Origin of the sequence: Candidatus Pelagibacter sp. HIMB1521, assembly GCF_052047875.1 — a bacterium.
Taxonomy (GTDB): Bacteria; Pseudomonadota; Alphaproteobacteria; order Pelagibacterales; family Pelagibacteraceae; genus Pelagibacter.
In genome coordinates, this window is the sequence record NZ_JBNAIZ010000008.1 from 1 (window position 1) to 20,214 (window position 20,214).

A 20,214-nucleotide genomic window follows, 5' to 3' on the forward strand; every position below is an offset into this window, starting at 1 on the left:
CATTAAATTATAATATTCATTAGTTTGTTTTTTACATAGATTTTCTTTTTTATTTTTTTATCTATTAAATATTTAACAATCACTTTATCTTTGATAATTTGTTCAAAAATATCATCCTCTTTTGTATCTTTTTTAAAATTTAGGATATTTCTTTTTTTACATTTATTTGAACTACTATATTTGTTTCGTCTTCTTCAATTAAACTTTTGTTATATTGTGGCCATCTTAAATCTTGACTATCTTCAAGTTGATCAATGCACTCTGATGAAAAGTGAGGAATAATTATTGATATTGATATTAAAATTTTTTTATAATTTTCAATTAAGGTTGTAGATTTATAATTTTTTAAAAGTATCTTATTTAATGTAGAATGGGCTTCGTGCATGTTTGCTATGATAATATTGTAACTAAAATTTTTTAAATTATTTTCTAATTTGTGAATAAATTTGTTTGTAAATTTTATCAATTCATCATCTTGATCTTTTAAATATTTCTTATTTATTTCCTCGTGAAATTTACTATTTAATATCCAAAGTTTTTGAATAAATTTATATGATGCAGAAATCCCTTCCTCAGACCATTGCACGTCTTTTTCAGGTGGACTATCAGATAGTATAAATAATCTAACAGAATCTGCACCAAAATTATTAATAATATTTTCTGGATCAATAGTATTTTTTTTTGATTTTGACATCGACTCTGATGATCCAACTTTTATCAATTTAGAATTATCAGATTTAAGAACTTTTTTTCCATTAATTACTTCTATTTCATCAGGACTTAACCAATTATTGTTATTGTCTTTATATGTTTCGTGACAGACCATTCCTTGTGTAAACAAACCTTTAAAAGGTTCCTTTAGATTAAAATTTTTACTTTTATAAGATAAGGCGTTCATAAAAAATCTTGAATACAATAAATGTAAAATTGCATGTTCAACGCCACCAATATATTGGTCAACTGGCATCCAATAGTCAACATCTTCTTGACTAAATCCGTAATTATTATTTTTTGGAGAGCAGAATCTTAAAAAATACCAAGATGAATCTACAAAAGTATCTAAAGTATCGGTTTCTCTTTTAAAGTTATTATTATTAATTTTGATATTTTTCCAATCACTTATCCTGTCTAGAGGATTTCCAGTTTCATCTAATTTTTTAATCTCAGGTAATAATACCGGTAACATTTCCTTAGGAACTTTTTTTGGATTATTATTTTCATCATAAATTATAGGAATGGGGCATCCCCAATATCTTTGTCTCGAAATACCCCAATCCTTTAATCTAAAATTTATTTTTTTTTCTCCTAAATTTTCTTTTTCTAAGAATTCTATAGTTTTTAAAATTGATTCTGAAGGAGATTTTAATCCATCTAAGAAATCAGAATTAAAAATATATCCTGGTCCAGTATAGGCTTTGTCATTAATTACTAAATCTTCTCCTAATTTTGGTGTAACAACAGGTAAAATTTTTAAGTTATATTTTTTTGCAAAGTCCAAATCTCTTTGATCATGTGCTGGACATCCAAAAACCGCTCCTAACCCATAATCCATTAATACAAAGTTAGCAAAATAAACTGGAATTTTTATATTCTTGTCTAAGGGATTAATTGCAATTAAATCTGTTTTAAATCCTATTTTTTCAGCATTTGCAATCGCTTCTTCTGTTGTCCCAGTATTTGAACATTTATTTTTGAAATCTAGAAAGTCTTTATCTTCTTCGTAATATTTTGATAAGGGGTGGTCAATTGATAAAGCTAAAAATGATGAACCAAATAATGTATCTGGTCTTGTAGTAAAACATTTTATTTTTTCTATTGGTTTGGAGCTAATAATTTTAAATGACACTTCACATCCAAAGGATTTTCCAATCCAATTTTTTTGCATTATTTTTACTTTATTAGGCCATTCATCAAGTGTATCCAAGCTTTCCAATAACTCGTTTGAAAATTTTGTAATATTAAAAAACCATTGATTTAATTTTTTTCTCTCAACAGGATGACCCGATCTCCAACCTTTCCCATCTATGACTTGTTCATTAGCAAGTACAGTTTGATCTACTGGATCCCAATTTACATACTGTTCTTTACGATATACTAATCCTTTGTCATAAAGTTCTAAAAAAAATTCCTGTTGATGTTTGTAATATTCTGGTGAGCAAGTTGAAATTTCTCTATCCCAATCGATAGATAAACCAAGTTTTTTTAATTGTCTTTTCATATTGGAAATATTTTCTTCAGTCCATTGCTTTGGATTTAAATTGTTTTGTTTTGCAGCATTTTCTGCTGGCATACCAAAAGAATCCCAACCCATTGGATGCAAAACATTAAAACCTTGCAATTTTTTGAAACGTGCCAAAACATCACCAATAGTATAGTTTCTAACATGTCCCATATGAATTTTTCCTGAAGGATATGGAAACATTTCAAGACAATAAAATTTTTCTTTAGATTTATCAGTAGATGTTTGAAAAGTTTTATTTTCTTCCCAAAAATCCTGCCACTTCTGTTCGATTTCTTTAAAATTATATCTTGTCACAGAATGATTTAATCGTCATTTAGACTATTACCTGCGTAAGGCTTAAAATTTTTATCTTTATTTTGTTTTTTATATATCGCAGCTTTTTTTAAAATTTCTTTAGTTAGTTCAGATTTTAAATTTCCTTTATAATCTGAAATTGTACAGTTAACTAAATTTTCACATTTTTTATAAAAAATTTTTATGTCTAAAGCATCCGATCTTACTTCGTTACTTAAAAATCTTATTGTAACTTTGATTGCTTCATCGGGATTTTCAGAATACCAATCTGTTATAATTATCCCTCCACTATAATTTGCTGAAGTCAATGGCATAAAATCAATTATATCTAAAGAGGCTCTCCATAATTCATTTGAGCTTGCAAATTCAAAACTTCCAACACCACCACCTGACATATTTTTCATAGCAGTATCAAGTCTGAAACCTTTTCCTTCCTCTAAATTCTTTTTAACTCTTTCTCTTGGATCAGGGGGATTTTTTCTTGCATCTCCTCCTTTGCAATTTAACAGAAGTAAACTTGTTAAAACGGTTGCTAAGATAATTTTGAATAATTTATGAGACATCTTAATTGGTAATATAAAAGGGATTATATACATTAAAAAAAAAAATTAAAAAAACCTTATATTTTACTGTTATTAATAGTGTTGTAAAAATACAACATAAGGTAAAAAAAACCATTATTCTTGGATTTTAGGGAAAAAAAAACACTAAAAATGTTAAAAGTTCAGCGTTTATTATTAATAATAACAATTAAAAAGGAGTAATTAATATGAACAACTTTAAAAAAATTGGATTATCAGCATTAGCTGGTTCTCTAGTTGCTGTTTCAGCACAAGCTGCTGATGTATCACTTAGTGGTGGTGCTTCTGTTGCTTTTACAAGTGCTTTTGACAGTGACAAAACTGGTTACTACATGAATGACAGTGTAACTATGACAATTTCAGGTGAAACTGATAATGGTTTAACTGTTACTACTAGCTTAGAGCTAGATGGTGCTGGTGCGGCTTCTACAGGAAGTTTCGATAACAGAAGCATCAAAATTGGTAACGATGAAATGGGTACAATTACTTTTGCTGGTCACGGTGGTGATTCAGTAATAGGTGGTTGGGATGATGTGATGCCAACAGCTTATGAAGAAGTATTTGCTCTAACTAAGAAAAGAGCTGATGGTACTACTGATGGTAACACAGTAATCGCTGGTTATGGCGGAGATAACTTATGGAGATATGACTCACCAAGTATTAGCGGTGCATCATTCCATATGGCTTACCAATCAACTGGTACTACAGCTGCTTCAGGTGGAACTCCAGCTAGAGTAAGCTCATACAGTGATATGGGTATCCAAATAGCTCCAGAAATGGTTGAAGGTTTATCTATCGGTTATGCAGTTGGTGAGTATGACGAAACTGCTACTAAATCAATCGATGTTTCAACTTTATGGGTTAAATATGCAGTAGGTTCATTTACAGTTGGTGTTCAAGAATCTGAAAGAGATGGATCAGCAGCAACTGACCATGATTCTTCTGACTCTTGGGGTGTATCATACGCTGTGAACGATGACTTCTCAGTATCTTACGGACAACACACGTACGAAGAAGGTACAAGTACAACTGAACAGGAATCATCTGGTTTCTCTGCTTCTTATACATCTGGTGGTGTATCAATAAGTGCAGCGTTTAACTCGACTGATAACATTCAGAACAGTGCAACTGACGACGAAGATTCATACGAAATCGCGTTCTCATTTGCATTCTAATCTAGTTAGATTGTAATTTATAAAAAGGCCTCTTTTTTAAGAGGCCTTTTTTTTATTCAAAATAAGATATTCCAGCAAATTTAGATTGATTTAAAATTTTGAGTTTTTTTATATTTTTTTTAGAAATACCACCCAAAGTAACCACCTCTTTTTTTGTAAGCTTTGAAAGTAATTTAAATTTATTTATTCCTAAATAATTTTTATTCTTTTTAAATAATGATGATAAGAAAATTTGATCAACTTTTTGTATTTCTTTAATTTTTATTTCTTTAAGATTGTGTGCAGATCCTACAATTTTAAAATTTTTTTTTAAGGAATAGGATAAATGCTTTGTATAATTATTAAATGATGGAATATACGCCCCGTCTAAATTAAGTCTTATAGCAAGTCGAATGTTATTAGAGAGATAAAACTTTATTCTTTTTTTTTTACAATAGTTTTTAATTTTTAAAATAAGTTTTTCATCTGCATTTCCTGATGAATAGTTTCTATAAATAATAATAGTTTGCTTATCTTGTTTATCAATATTGTTTGTTTCAAATTTATTTATGAAGTAATATTTAGTATTTTTATGCATAACACTGTTAAAAATTTATTAGATATTGATAATAATATTCAAGTTAATCTCAATAAATTTAATATTAATAGAAGTCCTAAAATTATAGCAGTATCCAAAACTTTTGAAATTGATAAAATTTTACCACTTATAGAACATGGACATATTGATTTTGGAGAAAATAAAGTTCAGGAAGCAAACGAAAAATGGTCGGAAATTAAAAAAAATAATTTGCATATAAAATTACATATGATTGGAAAATTACAGACAAACAAAGTAAAATACGCAGTGAGAATATTTGATTATATCCATTCTGTTGATAGTGCGAAACTTGCCAAAAAAATTGTTGATGAACAAAATAAAATAAATAAAAAAATTAAAGTTTTTTTGCAGATAAACATAGGTGAGGAAGAACAAAAATCAGGTGTTAAAAAAGAAGAAACAGGGCAGCTAGTTTCTTACTGTAAAGAAATTGGATTAGATTTAATAGGACTCATGTGTATTCCCCCAGCAAATATTGATCCCAATAATTATTTTGAAGAGATGAGCAAACTCAATAAATCTTTCGACTTAAAGGAGTTAAGTATGGGTATGTCTTCTGATTATCTTTTTGCCATTAAACATTCCGCTACATATGTTAGAGTTGGTTCTAGTATTTTTGGTCGACGAAATTAAAAAATTTCAATTTTAGAATTTTTTTTGATTAATTTAAGTAGAATTAAAAAATCTTTTTTTTTTAAAGCAATACATCCAGCTGTAGGTTTAAAATCTTTCGTTAAGTGAATAAAAATGCAACTTCCTAGTCCAGTAACAGGTTTCTCAAAATTGTATTTAATTGGTATTAGCAAATCATATTTATGATCACTTCTTCGTAATTTTTCATGTCTAATTTTTTTTTTAATTTTGATAATTTTGTTATATTTTTTTGGAAAGTGAATATCATTGCACCAACCCATATTTCTTTTTATCTCAATTGTTTTAAGTTTTGTTAGTGGTTTTTTTAAACGATCTTTCCTAAAGTAAAGGTTTTCAAGTTTGAATGTGCCTTTTGGAGTTTTTTTGTCTCCCTCTTTCTTGTTTTTTGTTGATCCTTTTTTTCCTATACAACAGTTAAATGTAAATTCATCTAGTTGAAGAGTATGTTTATTTTTTACCAAAATTGTCATAATCTACATCGATGTTAACTCAGAATATAATAGTCTATAAATTTTTAGAATTATATCATATTTTAGAAGAACTTTGCTCAGATTTAAATTTTAACATTTTATATGCAGATGATAAAAATATTTTAAATGATAAATTAAAAAATCTTGATAATTATTTAGTTATTACAAATAATAAAAACTTAAATATCAATCGTCAATTTGTTTTAAATCAAACACCTATAAGTATTTATAAATTAACAGAAAAAATTAACATTGAATTTCTAAAAGCACAGTTCAATAACCAATCAGAAGTAAAAGTAAAAAATTATATTATTGATTTAAATTCTAGAGAAATGTTATTAAAAAAAATTAAGCTTAAATTGACTGAAAAAGAAATTAATACAATTATATTTTTATCTAAATCAAATAAACCAGTTAGCGTTGATGAGTTACAGGAAAAAGTATGGAGTTATCAATCTGATATAGAAACACATACTGTAGAGACTCATATATATCGCTTGAGAAAAAAAATTTTAAATACTTTTAAGGACAATGAATTTATAATTAGTAAAAAAAATGGTTATCAAATTAAATAAAAAAAATCCAATTGCTAAAGACTTATTTTCCAAAAAGTATATACCTAAGACAGTTAAGCCAAAAAAAGGTAAAGGAAGTTTTAAAAGAAAAAAAAATTAATCTAAAGTCTTGCACCGATTTGCTGTATTACTTTAGATGACATTTCGGTACCTTTCTCAAGGCATTTTTTTGTGTGTAATTTATTAATGTATCCATGTAAAAATCCAGCAGCAAATAAATCACCTGCGCCTGTAAGATCAATAATTTTTAAATTTTTTTGAATATCACTTTCAAATACCTCGTTCCCATCAACTGCAATTGCCCCTTTTTCACCTCTAGTTATAATGATTAATTTATTTAGTTGTTTTGAAAAACTTACAACTTCATCAAAATTTTTTGCTTCAATTAAGGATATGATTTCTTGTTCATTCGTAAAAGTTATATCAAGCTTGTTTTTAACTAAGTTTAAAAAATGAGGTTTATGTCTTTCTACACAAAATAAGTCAGAAAGTGACATAGCAACTTTTTTTGCATTATTTATTGCTTTATCGAAAGCTTTCTTAGGTTCTCCCTTGTCCCACAGATATCCCTCTAAAAAAATTATCTCACTTCTTTTAATAGCATTGGTATCAACATCGTTTTCATTAATTTTTCCTGCTGTACCTAAAAAAGTACACATAGTTCTCTCTGAGTCTGGAGTTATCAAGATTAAACATGTTCCTGTTGGTAATACTTCTTTTTTTTTTGAATAAAAATATTCTACGTTTTCCTTTTTTAAACCTTCTTCATAATTACTACCAAATTTATCATCTGAAATTTTTCCTATAAATCCAACTTTATTACCAAGTTGAGATATACCGACTATAGAGTTTGCAACTGATCCTCCAGAAACAGTTTTTTCTATTTTAAGATTTTTTAATAGATTTTTGAACTCATTTTCATCAAATAATAATTTCATAGTACTTTTTGTAAGATTATTTTGCTCAATGAAATTGTCATCTACTTTACAAATTACATCTACAATAGCATTACCTATTCCCAAAATTTTCATATTAAGCTTTTTTTGTAATAACAGGTTTTTTTCTATTTGGGTAGCACGTAGTACATATTTTACAACTTAGCCCATAACAATCTCTAGCTTTACAATATTCTCTACCATAAAAAATTATCTGTAAATGAAGTTTTGACCAGGTTTTTTTTGGAAAAATTCTTTTTAGATCTTTCTCAGTCTGAACTACATTTTTTCCATTTGTTAAACCCCATCTTTGTGCAAGTCTGTGAATATGAGTATCTATAGCAAAAGCTGGAAATCCAAAACCTTGAGACATTACTACACTTGCTGTTTTATGGCCCACACCAGGTAATTCTTCAAGTTCTTCAAAAGTTCTAGGTACTTTACCCTTATGTTTTTCTAGCACTTGTTTTGACATCAAGTAAATGCTTTTAGCTTTGACTCTAAAAATCCCAATTTTTTTTATTAATTTTTCAATTTTCTTTTTTCCTAATTTTACAAAATGTTCTGGCTTATAGTATTTTGGATATATATGTTTTGTTACATTGTTGACATTTATATCAGTACATTGAGCAGACAGTAAAACTGAAATTAAAAGAGTGAAAGTATTTTTACTTTTTAGAGGAACTGGTACTTTAGGATAAATTTTATTTAAAGTTTTGATAATTATTTTTGCTTTTTCTTTTTCATTCATTAAGAAAAGTTAAGTAAATCTCTCATTGAATATAATCCTGGTTTTTTTTTCATTAACCATTTTGATGCTGTTAAAGCTCCATCTGAGTAAAGTGCTCTATCAAAAGCCTCATGATTTAATGTAATTATTTCTTTACCGCTTGAGAATTTTACCTCATGTTCACCAATAATTTCACCTTTTCTAATTGAGTTAAAATTAATTTTTTTTCCATAAGGAAATGTTTTTTTATTCAAGAATTTCTTACCAATTAAATTATATAAATTTTTATTTTTTCCATCAGCAATTCCCCTTCCAAGCATTAATGCTGTACCAGATGGATAGTCTTTTTTATGTTTGTGGTGTACTTCAAATATTTTGCTCAAGTATTCCTCATTTAGTGATTTAGAGGCAATTTCAGTTAAATACATTAATAAATTTACACCCAAACTCATGTTACCAGCTTTTAAAATAGCTATTTTTTTTGAATATTTTTTAATTTGATTTTCTTGAGCTCTAGAAAATCCAGTGGTACCAATTACTACTTTTTTTTTTAATTTTGATGCTATTTTTAATATTTCAAGGGTGCATTTAGGAACAGTAAAATCAATAATTATATCAATTTTTTTAAAGGCTTTATCAGAATTTAATTCAGGTTTAATTCCATTAAATTTTTTATTTACCAATCTATTTTCTGTAAGTGTAACTAATTTGAAATTTTTATTTTTCTTAGATGACTCGATGAGTTGTTGACCCATCCTTCCCATGCATCCTGAAATAGCTAAATTAATTTTTTTCATTAAGTGATAAAATATAGAAGTATCATAAGAACAATTATAATGACACCCCAAATACTTAAATTTTTAAAAAATACTTTTTTTTTAAAGTTTGATTTTATGAAGCTAGGTAAAATTAGAATTAGTATTAATATTAAAGCTATTGATGGAATTATTTCCTCTAAACCCACAAATTAATTCTTCCAAAAGTCTTTTGCTTTTTGAAAAAACTTTTTAATACTTGGATTTGACTTGTCGTTTTCTATTTCTCTAAATTGTTCTAATAATTCTTTCTGTTTTTTGTTTAAATATACAGGCACTTCTGTTTTTACCTGAACATATAAATCACCAAAATCACCTCTTCTCATAAATGGCATTCCTTTACCTTTTAATCTAAATTGTTTACCATTTTGAGTTCCATCTGGAATTTTTATTTTTGCCCGCCCACCATCAATTGTTGGTATTTCAATAGTAGTTCCAAGAGCTGCATCAGCAAGAGATAGAGGAAATTCAAAAAATAAGTTTTCATCTGATCTTTTAAATAGTTCATGAGAATGAACATTTATAAATAAATATAAATCACCTGTAGCACCACCTCTGCTGCCAGCTTCACCCTTTCCAGCAAGTCTTATTCTAGTGCCATCATCTACTCCTTTCGGAATAGTTACAGATATTTTTTTGGATGCTTGTTTTTTGCCCTGACCATTACAATCATTGCATGGATTGGTGATTTCTTCACCATTACCATTACATTGTGGACATGTTTGTTGAACAGTAAAGAAACCCTGGTTAGATCTTATTCTTCCATTTCCTCCACAATAAGAGCACCTGTCTGGAGAATAACCTGGTTCTGAACCATTACCTTTACAGGTTCCACATTGCTCAGTAGTTGCAAATTTTATATCTTGTTTTTTCCCGTGATAAGCTTCCTCTAATGAAATTGACAAATCGTACCTTAAATCTGAACCTCTGTTGTTTGACCTTCTGTTTCTTGATCTCCCTCCACCTCCAAAATCACCAAAGAAATCTTCAAAAATATCTGAAAAATCAGCTCCACTAAAACCACCAAAACCGCCACCTGGTCTACCACCACCATTTTCAAATGCAGCATGTCCAAAGTTATCGTAGTTTTGTCTTTTTTCTTTGTCTGAAAGTATTCCGTAGGCTTCACTAGCTTCCTTAAATTTCTCCTCAGCCTTTGAATCACCTGGATTTTTATCTGGATGATATTTAACTGCTAGTTTTCTATATGCAGATTTTAGCTCATCAGGACTTGCGCTTTTCTTAACGCCTAGGACATCATAATAGTCTCTTTTAGCCATCAAATTACCCCAGACAATTAAATGTCAGTTTATGCGCTTTTTTCTTTATTCTCGTCTTTTACTTCTTCGAAATCAGCATCAACAACATTCTCGTCTTTTTTACCTGTATCATCTCCACCATCATCTTTTCCTGATTCTGGTTTAGCACTTTGTTGTGATTTGTAGATTGCTTCTCCAAGTTTCATTGAAGCTTGAACTAAAGCTTCTGTTTTTTTCTTGATATCTTCAATATCTTCACTTTTTAGAGCTTCTTTTACAGCAGATGATGCATCTTCAATTGCTTTTTTCTCTGCATCTGAAATTTTTGATCCATGCTCTTTTAAGTTTTTCTCAGTTGAATGAATTAAAGTGTCTGCTTGGTTTCTAACATCAACCGACTCTCTTTTCTTTTTATCAGCTTCTTTATTAGCTTCAGCATCTTTGACCATTTTTTCAATTTCTTCATCACTTAATCCACCAGAAGCTTGAATTTGTATCTTCTGCTCTTTACCTGTTCCCTTGTCTTTTGCCGAAACATTTACGATACCGTTAGCATCAATATCAAATGTAACTTCAATTTGAGGAACTCCTCTTGGAGCTGGCGCAATACCTACCAATTCAAAATTACCTAATAACTTGTTATCAGAAGCCATCTCTCTTTCACCCTGTAAAACTCTAATAGAAACAGCTGGCTGATTATCTTCAGCGGTTGAGAAAACTTGGCTTTTTTTAGTTGGAATTGTCGTGTTTTTATCAATTAGTTTTGTTGAAACACCACCAAGCGTTTCAATACCTAATGATAACGGTGTAACGTCTAATAAAAGAACGTCTTTAACATCTCCTTGTAAAACTCCTGCTTGAATAGCAGCACCCATTGCAACTACTTCATCTGGGTTTACACTCTTATTAGGGTCTTTTCCAAAAAAATTTTTAACTTCTGCTATAACTTTTGGCATTCTAGTCATACCACCAACCATAACCACTTCATCTATCTCACTTGCGGTAATTCCTGCATCTTTTAAAGCAGTCTGACATGGAGGCATTGTTCTAGCAATTAAGTCTTCAACTAAAGCCTCAAGTTTTGCTCTAGTCATCTTTAAATTAATGTGTTTCGGACCTGTTTTATCTGCAGTTATAAATGGTAAATTTATGTCTGTTTGTTCTGCAGATGATAATTCTATTTTTGCTTTTTCAGCCGCTTCTTTTAATCTCTGCAAAGCAAGTTTATCTGATTTAAGATCAATACCATTATCTTTCTTAAATTCAGAAATTAAATAATCAACGATAGCATTATCAAAATCTTCACCACCTAAAAAAGTATCTCCATTAGTTGATTTAACTTCAAATACACCGTCACCTAACTCAAGTATAGAAACATCAAATGTTCCTCCACCTAGATCGTATACAGCAATTTTTTTATTTTGTTTTTTGTCTAAACCATAAGCTAGCGATGCAGCAGTTGGTTCATTGATAATCCTCAAAACTTCTAGTCCTGCAATTTTACCTGCATCTTTTGTAGCTTGTCTTTGTGCATCATTAAAATATGCTGGTACAGTAATTACAGCTTTTGTCACTTCAGATCCTAAATATTTTTCAGCTGTCTCTTTCATCTTTTGTAATATGAATGCAGAGATTTGTGAGGGAGAATACTTTTCTCCTTTAGCTTCAATCCAAGCGTCTCCTTTTTCAGAGTTAACTATCTTAAATGGTGCAGCTTCAACATCTTTTTTTACTGTTGGATCATCAAAATTTCTTCCGATTAATCTTTTAACTGCAAAAATTGTATTTTCAGGATTTGTTACTGCCTGTCTTTTTGCAGGTTGACCTATTAATTTTTCATTTTCATCAGTAAATGCAACTACAGAAGGTGTCGTTCTTGCTCCTTCTGCATTTTCTAAAACCTTAGCTTGTGTCCCTTCCATTACCGCAACACAAGAGTTGGTTGTTCCTAAGTCTATTCCAATTATTTTGCTCATAACTTTATTTTCTCTCTTTCGTCATATAGGGTTTAAATTTGAAACTACAAGTTGATCTCATTATTATTTATCTCCTGAATTTTCCTGATTTTGTTCAGTTTTTTCTTCTTTTTTGGTAATTTTTTTTGAGACACCAACTAATGAAGGTCTTAAAAGTCTATCTTTAATAGTAAAGCCTTTTTGAATCTCTTGAACAATTGTTCCAGCTTCTTTAGTGTCATCTTCAATCTCCATCATTGCTTGATGAAAGTTAGGATCTAGTTTTTTGTTAATACAATCAATTGGTTTAATATTGTTTTTTTCAAAAATAGAAATTAAATCTTTCTTAATTATCTCTAAATGCTCCAGTGTCATCTTTAAAGCGTCTGTTTCTTTTAATTTGTCATCACTTTCTAAAAAATGTTTAGAACGATCTAAGTTATCAATTAAATTTAATGCTTCTTTAGCAAAACTAGAACCTCCATACTCAAAGGCATCCTCTTTTTCTTTTTCAAACCTTCTTCTTTGATTTTCCATTTCAGCAAAAGTTCGTGCCAGTTTATCTTCTAGTTCAGCAATTTTTTCTTCTGGAGTTGGTTCTTTAATTTCTTCTTTGGTTTCCTGAGGTGTTTCTTGTTTATTTTCACTCTTCGAGCTTTCCTTAGGTTTTTCAGTTTCTTTTTCTAAATTCTGATTTTCGTTTTTCGAAGTATTGTTTTGGTTTTCTTCTTTTTCCATAAGCTAATATATGGTAAGGAATTTAATTATTTCTAGATGTCTAAGCTAAAAATTAAACAATTACTCATTGGTACTAACAACAAGGGTAAATTAAGAGAAATTAGGAGTTTATTACCAAATTATATCAAAATTTACTCTACTTCTAATTTTAAACTTAAAAGTCCTGCTGAAAATGGAAAAACTTTTGAGGAAAATTCCTTAATTAAATCAAAACATTTCTCTAAAAAAACTGGTCTGATTTGTTTGGCTGATGACTCTGGTTTGGAGATAGATCATTTAGATAAAAGACCTGGAATTTATTCTGCACGATGGGGAGGAAAATCTGGGGATTTTAATAAAGCTATTAAAAAAGTATTTAGGGAGTTAGATAAAAAGGATAAGAATTGGAAAAATAAAAAAATTAAAGCAAGATTTGTTTGTGCTCTATCAATCTATCATTTAAATAAAAAAATTGCTTGTGTAGTAGGCAAAGTTGAGGGTCGAATATCAAATGAGCCAAAGGGGAAAAATGGATTTGGTTATGATCCAATTTTTATTCCACTAAAAAAATCTAAAACATTTGGTGAAATGAAATCATCTCAAAAATATAAAATGGACCATCGTTATCAAGCTTTCAAAAAGCTTAAAAGATTTCTGTAAGTTTTTTATCTTCTATTTTATAAAAATTTAATCTGTGATTAATTTTGTTATCTTTAATATCAAAAATTCCTATCTTACCTTTAAATGAATTTTTTTTCTTAAATAATTTATCCGTTTTCGAAAGATCTGATTTCAATGTAAGATAATATACTAAACCAACCAAATCATAACTTAACAACGAGAGATGGGATGGGTTTTGATTAAAAGCATTAAAATATTTAATTTTATAATTATCAAAATTTTCTTTATTAATTGATGGATAATAAATTGGTTGAATATTTGTCTCTTTCATTAAACTTTCATCAAACCATTGGTTAAGAGTTATAAAATATTTATTTTTTGGAGATACATCAGTGTAGAGCAAAGAGGTTGCAACACTTTTAAGGCTTTCATCAAAATCAGATATTACAACTGCATCAAAATTTACATTTCCAATCGTGTATTTTTTTTCCAAGCTTTTAATTTTTCTTTCTTTATTTGGTTCATTTGACTCTTGAACTCTTCTTATTTCATCAGCAAGATTTTGTTTCCTAATTTTGTATTTAGTTATTTTCTCAATTTGTTTTGTAAGTTTTGTTGGCTCAGTATTGTATTCAAAATTTTTAAAAACTTTTATTTTGGAATTTTTAACACCATCTTTGACTTCAAACTCAAAATTCTGAATTGGTGTTAAAAAAAGAGTTTTTTGTAAATTATTATTATCTAAAAATTTTTTTATAGTATTAAACTGTGATGTGGAATTTATACCAGCAGAAATTACATTTTCAGGTAAATCTAAAGTTTTATTTGTTAATGATAAAAAAGTTAAATCTTTCATTTCATCTAAATAAGTTAAACTTTCATGAAATATTGGTCCAATGACAATTTTTATTCCCATTTGTTTTAATTCAAAAGCAGACTTAAGAGTTTTGTTGGCTCTTGTTGCAGTATCTTTTGGATAAATTTCAATTAAATCATTATTAATATCTTTGACAGCTAAACTTACAGCCTTAATAATAGAAGTTCCTAGATCTTTATTTTCTCCAGTCATCGGAACTAACAGTCCAATTTTTATTTTTTCATTGGCATTAACTAAATTTAAGAAGTTTAATAATAAGAGAAGTAAAGAAATGGAAATAATTTTGATAATCTTTTTCATTTTGATGTTATTATATAATTTTTAAGCTGAATTATGTTCACAAAATCACAATTTAAATCAAATGATTATAAAAATGGGCTTTATTTAGTAGCAACACCAATAGGTAATTTAAAAGATATATCGTTTAGATCCTTAGAGATTCTGGAAAAATCAGATTATATACTTTGTGAGGATACACGTGTCTCTAAACATTTATTAGAAAAATATCAAATTAAATCAAAATTGATTTCAAACCATAAATTTAATGAAAAAAAAAATACATTACAAATAATTGAATATTTAAAATCAGGTAAATTAATTTCACTTATATCAGATGCAGGAACTCCAAGCATCTCTGATCCAGGCCTAGTATTGGTAAATGAATGTATAAGAAATAATCTTAACATATTTTCAATACCTGGACCCTCAGCAGTTACAACTGCTGTTGCAGCAAGCGGGTTTTCAGATAAGTTTATATTTTATGGTTTTCTACCAGAAAAAAAAAATCAAATTGAAGATGAATTGAAAAAACTATCAAATTTTAATCACAGTTTAGTTTTTTTTTCATCATCAAAAAAAATAAATAAACTTATTCCTGCATTTAAAAAATTTTTTAATGGAAGAAAAATAGTCTTCTGTAGAGAGCTGTCTAAATTATATGAAGAGTATATTAGAAAGAATATTGATGAATTGGAATTATTTAACAATGAATTAAAAGGCGAATTAACAATAGTTATTTCTGAAAAAAAAGAGGAAAAAGCTTCGCAAAATCTAAGTGAATCAGATATTAATTTAATTAAGAAAATGATTAACAAATTAACTACAAAAGAAATTACAGATTTAATATGTAACAATAAAAATATTCCCAAAAAAGTGGTTTATAATTTTTGTTTAAAATTAAAAAATGAAATTTAAAATTTTAATAATTATTTTTTTATCAATTATTCTATCAGGTTGTGTGCCAGGAGTTAGCTCAACTGGTTTATTTGGGACAGGAGTATCAGTAGCAATTGACCCAAGAACTGTCGGCACGCAAATAGATGACTCTATTATGCAAAAAACAATTTCAAGTAAAATACTTGCTATGGATAAAAAACATTTTTTAAAAGTTAAAACTAAAGTTTTGGATGGAAGAATATTTATTACGGGAAAAGTTGATGCACCAGAAGAAAAGTTAAAAATTACTAAAATTGCCTGGGAAACAAAAGGCGCAAGATCGGTAAGAAATGATATTAAAATAAAAGAGGAATTTAATTTTAAGCAGTCAGCAAAAGATTTACTTATAACATCTCAATTAAGAACTGCTTTGATAGTAAATAAAAATATAAAAGCAACAAATTATCAAATAGATACTTATAAAAAGAAAATTTACGTTTATGGAATAGCTTTAACTGATGAAGAAAAAGAAATGGTTATCAGTGAAGCAAAAGAAATTCTTGATGTAGAAGATGTTGTTGCAAGTATTTTGCTACTTGAAGATTTGAGAATTCAAAAAAATTAATCTATTTTATATTCAATTACCTCAGATGAATAAGCAGCAATTGAAGCTAAATTGATAATTTCTGATGTTGAAGATCTAAGAGGAGCAATTTCAATTGGCAAACCAAGTCCAATCAATAAGGGTCCTATAACTTTAGTATCACCTAAAGTTTTCATTAGTTTATAAGATATAGCTGCACTATGTTGTCCAGGCATTATCAGAATATTTGCTTTACCTACTATTTTTGCAAAAGGGTATAGTTCTTCATAATCAGGATTTAAAGCAACATCAGGCTGCATATCACCGTCAAATTCAAAATTAACTTGTTTATCTTTTAAAATATCTACTGCCGTACGAATATGTTTTGTTCTACTTGTCAAAGGTTGTCCGAATGTGGAATGTGAAACAAATGCTATTTTTGGATCAATTCCAAAAAGTCTTACCACTCTTGCAGCTGAAATTGCAATCTCAGCCATTTCTTCTGATGTAGGGTATTCATGAACGCTTGTATCTGCAATGAAAATAGTTTTCCCCTTATTGACAACCATGTTTAGTCCAAACATTATTTCACCTTTTCTAACATCAACAACTTGTTTAATTTTTTCAAGAGATGCTCCAAAACGTCTAGTATTTCCAGTAACTGCACCATCCGCATCTCCACAAGCGACCATGCTAGTAGCCCAGACAACTCTATCGTTTCTGACCATTCGATCGCAATCTCTTTCTAATAAACCTTGTTCTCTTTGAAGTTTTTTGAATAGATGATTTACATATTTTTTTCTTTTTTCTTCATCTTTTGAATTAGTAATTTCAATATCAAAATTTTCGCTGTAACCTATATTTTTAATCTGTTCTTTAATTTTACTTTCTTTACCAACCAAAATTGGAATACCAAGTTTTGAATTTTTAAATGCTATTGCAGCTTTTAAAGTATTTTCATCTTCTCCATCTGCAAAAACAATTCTTTTTTGATTTTTTTTTATGAACGAGTTTATACCTTGCATAATTGTAACTGTTGGGTCTAATCTTTGTTTAAGTTGCTCTTTGTAGATTTCAAAGTTATCAATTTTTTTTCTAGCAACTCCACTTTCAATAGCAGCCTGAGCTACAGCAGCTGGAATAACACTAATTAGTCTTGGATCAAAAGTTGATGGAATTATATAATCTTTTCCATAATGAGGTCTTTCACCTCCCATAGCTGCAACAACTTCATCTGGCACATCTTCTCTAGCAAGTTTTGCTATAGCTTCAGCAGCAGCAACTTTCATTTCTTCATTAATTGTTTTTGATCTTACATCTAGTGCGCCTCTGAATATGTAAGGAAATCCAATTAAATTATTTACTTGATTGGGATAATCTGATCTTCCAGTTGCAATAATTGCATCATCTCTTACTTCATTTATTTCTTCTGGTGTAATCTCTGGATCAGGATTTGCACATGCAAATATTATAGGATTTTTAGACATGCTTTTAACCATTTCTTTTTTCAAAACACCCTTTGAGGATAATCCTAAGAAGACATCAGCTCCTTTAATTGCATCACTTAAAGTTCTTAAATCTGTATTAATTGCAAATCTTGATTTCCATTGATCTATACCTTCCGCTCTTCCTTTATAAATCACACCTTTTCGATCTAGCATTATTACATTTTCAGATTTAACACCCGAGTTAATAAATAACTCCGTACAAGCCTGAGCAGATGCACCTGCACCATTAACCACAACTTTTATATCTTTGATTGATTTTCCACTTATGTCGAGTGCATTCAGTAAAGCTGCTGTTGTGATAATTGCTGTTCCATGTTGATCATCATGAAATACTGGAATATCTAATATTTCTTTAAGTTTTTGCTCTATGATAAAACAATCTGGTGCAGCTATATCCTCTAAATTTATTCCTCCGAAACTCGGAGCAAAGTTTTTAATTGAATTGATAATTTCATCAGCGTCTTTACAGTCTATTTCTAAATCAATCGAATCTATATCTGCAAACCTTTTAAATAGTACTGCCTTTCCCTCCATAACTGGTTTAGAGGCTAATGCTCCTAAGTTGCCCAATCCTAAAATTGCAGAACCATTACTAATTACGGCTACTAAATTTCCTTTACTCGTATAATCATAAGCTGCTTCTGGATCCTCACTTATTTTTTTAACTGGGGCAGCAACCCCTGGAGAATAAGCAAGAGCAAGGTCTCTTTTAGTAGTCATGTTCTTTGAAGAAATTATTTCGATCTTGCCAGGTTTCTTATCTTTATGAAAATCTAAAGCTTCTTTATCTGTGTAATGATCAATCTTTGTTTTTTTCATTTTTATTAAACTGAATACAAACTTTATCTATTTTATATTTTTTATTATTTGGAATATTTGATCTATATATTCTGATAATAAGTATACAATTAGGGTAAAATTAAGACTAATATGATTTATGAACTTAATTAAGTCAACAGGCACATTTGGCTTTTATACCATCATTAGCAGATTGCTTGGATATATTAGAGATATATTAATTGCAATATTTCTTGGAACAGGTTTGTTGGCAGATGCTTTTTTTGTAGCATTTCGAATTCCAAATACATTTAGAAGATTATTCTCAGAAGGAACCTTCAATGCAGCTTTTGTGCCTAGTTATACCTCTGAAATGAACAAAGGAAAAAAACCTGCGAACGATTTTGCAAATAATATTTTTAATCTTTTGTTTTTAGGTCTCCTAATTTTAACAATAGTCGTTCAGATTTTTACGCCTGGATTTGTATCAATTATTGCCCCAGGTTTTGTAGATGATTTAGAAAAAATGGATTTAGCTATCAGCTTAACAAGGATTACTTTTCCTTTTTTATTATTTATTAGTTTAGCATCTTTTTTTTCTGCAATATTAAATTCTCATAATAAATTTGCTGCAGCTTCAGCAGCACCAATTCTATTAAATGTTATTTTAATTATTGTTTTATTATTTTCTAAAGCTTTAGGAGATGAGCTTGTTTACTATTTATCTTATGGTGTATCTTTAGCAGGATTCTTACAATTAATTTTTTTATATTATTTTGTCAAAAGATTTTTTTCATTTAAATTTAATTTTAAGTTAGCAAGTGATGAAAAAATTAAGTTCTTTTTTAAAAAACTATTACCAAGCATTTTTTCATCTGGTGTGACGCAAATCAATATTTTGGTTGGAACAATTATTGCTTCCTTCCAAGCTAGCGCAGTTTCTTATCTTTATTATGCAGACAGAATTTATCAGATTAATCTAGCGATAGCTGGTATTGCCATTGGAGTAGTGATTCTGCCACAACTTTCAAGGTTTGTAGACTCTAAAAATGAAGAAAAAATTTCTCTTATTCAAAACAAAGCTTTAGAGCTTAGTTTATTTTTAAGTATTCCAGCAACAATAGCTTTAATGATTGGTTCAGAGCAAATAATTTCAGCGTTGTTTGGTTATGGTAATTTTAATAAAGAATCTGTTAATAATTCAAGTCTTGCTTTATTCTATTTTGCCTTAGGTTTACCCGCTTTTGCTTTGATAAAAGTTTTTTCAAGTTTTTTCTTTGCTAATCATAATACAAAAATACCATTTTATATTTCGTTGATTTCAGTTCTTTTAAATATTTTAATTAGTATTTATTATTTTAACAAAATAGGTTTTATTATAATTCCAATCGCAACTTCAGTCTCATCATGGTTTAATGCAGTAGTACTTTTTATATATTTAAAAAATAAAAATTTGTTTTATTTTAAAAATAATTTTATTTTAAATTTCTTTAAAATAATTTTTGCATCAATTTTAATGGGATTATTCTTTAATTTTCTATTAAACTTTTTTGAAAATCAACTTTCATTTTATTATAGCTTTAAATCAATTTATTTAATCTTAAACGTATTATTTGCACTATTCTTTTACATATTTATTTGTTATTTCATCAAAGCTTTTAAAATTAGTGATATTAAATTAAACTATTAAAAA

18 protein-coding genes and 1 pseudogene are annotated in these 20,214 nt (G+C 28.6%); 7 read left to right on the top strand and 12 right to left on the bottom strand.

Annotation, left to right across the window (positions count from 1 at the left end; translation table 11 throughout):
• Positions 1–2 precede the first annotated feature (2 nt).
• Together leuS and ACTTA5_RS04055 are read right to left on the bottom strand one after the other, a co-directional pair.
• Positions 3–2,536: pseudogene (leuS, locus tag ACTTA5_RS04050) on the bottom strand (leucine--tRNA ligase).
• Positions 2,537–2,544: 8 nt separating this feature from the next.
• Positions 2,545–3,099, bottom strand: coding sequence for a DUF3576 domain-containing protein (locus tag ACTTA5_RS04055; RefSeq protein ID WP_440648134.1), 555 nt, complete (start codon positions 3,097–3,099; stop codon positions 2,545–2,547).
• Between the two features lie 206 nt (positions 3,100–3,305).
• Between ACTTA5_RS04055 and ACTTA5_RS04060 the strand changes: the two genes are divergently transcribed.
• Complete coding sequence (locus ACTTA5_RS04060) at positions 3,306–4,292, top strand: porin (RefSeq protein WP_440648136.1); 987 nt, start codon at positions 3,306–3,308, stop codon at positions 4,290–4,292.
• Between the two features lie 52 nt (positions 4,293–4,344).
• Here the strand turns inward: ACTTA5_RS04060 and ACTTA5_RS04065 are convergent, their stop codons facing one another.
• Entirely contained in the window at positions 4,345–4,869 is a 525-nt protein-coding gene (locus ACTTA5_RS04065) for a thiamine phosphate synthase (RefSeq protein WP_440648138.1), read from the bottom strand.
• Here ACTTA5_RS04065 and ACTTA5_RS04070 point away from each other — a divergent pair.
• Positions 4,864–5,523, top strand: coding sequence for a YggS family pyridoxal phosphate-dependent enzyme (locus ACTTA5_RS04070; RefSeq protein WP_440648140.1), 660 nt, complete (start codon positions 4,864–4,866; stop codon positions 5,521–5,523). The genes ACTTA5_RS04065 and ACTTA5_RS04070 overlap by 6 nt on opposite strands.
• On the opposite strand, the gene ACTTA5_RS04075 is transcribed toward ACTTA5_RS04070, so the two are convergent.
• Positions 5,520–6,014, bottom strand: coding sequence for a L,D-transpeptidase family protein (locus ACTTA5_RS04075; RefSeq protein WP_440648142.1), 495 nt, complete (start codon positions 6,012–6,014; stop codon positions 5,520–5,522). The genes ACTTA5_RS04070 and ACTTA5_RS04075 overlap by 4 nt on opposite strands.
• 11 nt (positions 6,015–6,025) lie before the next feature.
• On the opposite strand from ACTTA5_RS04075, the gene ACTTA5_RS04080 reads away from it, so the two are divergent.
• Complete coding sequence (locus ACTTA5_RS04080; protein WP_440648144.1) at positions 6,026–6,589, top strand: DNA-binding response regulator; 564 nt, start codon at positions 6,026–6,028, stop codon at positions 6,587–6,589.
• A 101-nt stretch (positions 6,590–6,690) separates the two neighbouring features.
• Here the strand turns inward: ACTTA5_RS04080 and ACTTA5_RS04085 are convergent, their stop codons facing one another.
• From ACTTA5_RS04085 to ACTTA5_RS04110, 6 genes are all read right to left on the bottom strand, one after another.
• Positions 6,691–7,620 carry an adenosine kinase gene (locus ACTTA5_RS04085; RefSeq protein ID WP_440648146.1) on the bottom strand — a complete coding sequence of 310 codons (930 nt, stop codon included), beginning with the start codon at positions 7,618–7,620 and terminating at the stop codon, positions 6,691–6,693.
• Between the two features lies 1 nt (position 7,621).
• On the bottom strand, positions 7,622–8,275 hold the full coding sequence (gene nth, locus ACTTA5_RS04090) for an endonuclease III (protein WP_440648148.1): 654 nt from the start codon (positions 8,273–8,275) through the stop codon (positions 7,622–7,624).
• Positions 8,275–9,051 (bottom strand): 4-hydroxy-tetrahydrodipicolinate reductase, encoded by a 777-nt coding sequence (gene dapB / locus ACTTA5_RS04095; protein ID WP_440648150.1) that lies wholly within the window; start codon positions 9,049–9,051, stop codon positions 8,275–8,277. The genes nth and dapB overlap by 1 nt, the downstream gene beginning before the upstream one ends.
• Positions 9,052–9,221: 170 nt before the next feature.
• Positions 9,222–10,349, bottom strand: a complete 1,128-nt coding sequence (dnaJ, locus tag ACTTA5_RS04100; RefSeq protein ID WP_440648152.1) for a molecular chaperone DnaJ — start codon at positions 10,347–10,349, stop codon at positions 9,222–9,224.
• Positions 10,350–10,378: 29 nt separating this feature from the next.
• Positions 10,379–12,304, bottom strand: a complete 1,926-nt coding sequence (gene dnaK / locus ACTTA5_RS04105; RefSeq protein ID WP_440648154.1) for a molecular chaperone DnaK — start codon at positions 12,302–12,304, stop codon at positions 10,379–10,381.
• A gap of 63 nt (positions 12,305–12,367) precedes the next feature.
• Positions 12,368–13,021 carry a nucleotide exchange factor GrpE gene (locus ACTTA5_RS04110; protein ID WP_440648156.1) on the bottom strand — a complete coding sequence of 218 codons (654 nt, stop codon included), beginning with the start codon at positions 13,019–13,021 and terminating at the stop codon, positions 12,368–12,370.
• A 36-nt stretch (positions 13,022–13,057) separates the two neighbouring features.
• On the opposite strand from ACTTA5_RS04110, the gene rdgB reads away from it, so the two are divergent.
• Positions 13,058–13,660 (top strand): RdgB/HAM1 family non-canonical purine NTP pyrophosphatase, encoded by a 603-nt coding sequence (gene rdgB, locus ACTTA5_RS04115; protein WP_440648158.1) that lies wholly within the window; start codon positions 13,058–13,060, stop codon positions 13,658–13,660.
• On the opposite strand, the gene ACTTA5_RS04120 is transcribed toward rdgB, so the two are convergent.
• Positions 13,644–14,798, bottom strand: coding sequence for an ABC transporter substrate-binding protein (locus tag ACTTA5_RS04120; RefSeq protein ID WP_440648160.1), 1,155 nt, complete (start codon positions 14,796–14,798; stop codon positions 13,644–13,646). The genes rdgB and ACTTA5_RS04120 overlap by 17 nt on opposite strands.
• A 33-nt stretch (positions 14,799–14,831) precedes the next feature.
• On the opposite strand from ACTTA5_RS04120, the gene rsmI reads away from it, so the two are divergent.
• Together rsmI and ACTTA5_RS04130 are read left to right on the top strand one after the other, a co-directional pair.
• The gene (gene rsmI / locus ACTTA5_RS04125) at positions 14,832–15,692 is read left to right on the top strand and encodes a 16S rRNA (cytidine(1402)-2'-O)-methyltransferase (protein ID WP_440648162.1); all 861 of its coding nucleotides are present in this window, start codon (positions 14,832–14,834) and stop codon (positions 15,690–15,692) included.
• On the top strand, positions 15,682–16,278 hold the full coding sequence (locus ACTTA5_RS04130) for a BON domain-containing protein (RefSeq protein ID WP_440648164.1): 597 nt from the start codon (positions 15,682–15,684) through the stop codon (positions 16,276–16,278). The genes rsmI and ACTTA5_RS04130 overlap by 11 nt, the downstream gene beginning before the upstream one ends.
• Here ACTTA5_RS04130 and ACTTA5_RS04135 read toward each other — a convergent pair.
• Positions 16,275–18,563: an NADP-dependent malic enzyme gene (locus ACTTA5_RS04135; protein ID WP_440648166.1), complete on the bottom strand. Its 2,289-nt coding sequence runs from the start codon at positions 18,561–18,563 to the stop codon at positions 16,275–16,277. The genes ACTTA5_RS04130 and ACTTA5_RS04135 overlap by 4 nt on opposite strands.
• Before the next feature lie 118 nt (positions 18,564–18,681).
• On the opposite strand from ACTTA5_RS04135, the gene murJ reads away from it, so the two are divergent.
• A complete protein-coding gene (gene murJ, locus ACTTA5_RS04140; protein WP_440648168.1) occupies positions 18,682–20,211 on the top strand; it encodes a murein biosynthesis integral membrane protein MurJ in 1,530 nt (509 codons plus the stop codon).
• The last annotated feature ends 3 nt before the right edge of the window (positions 20,212–20,214 follow it).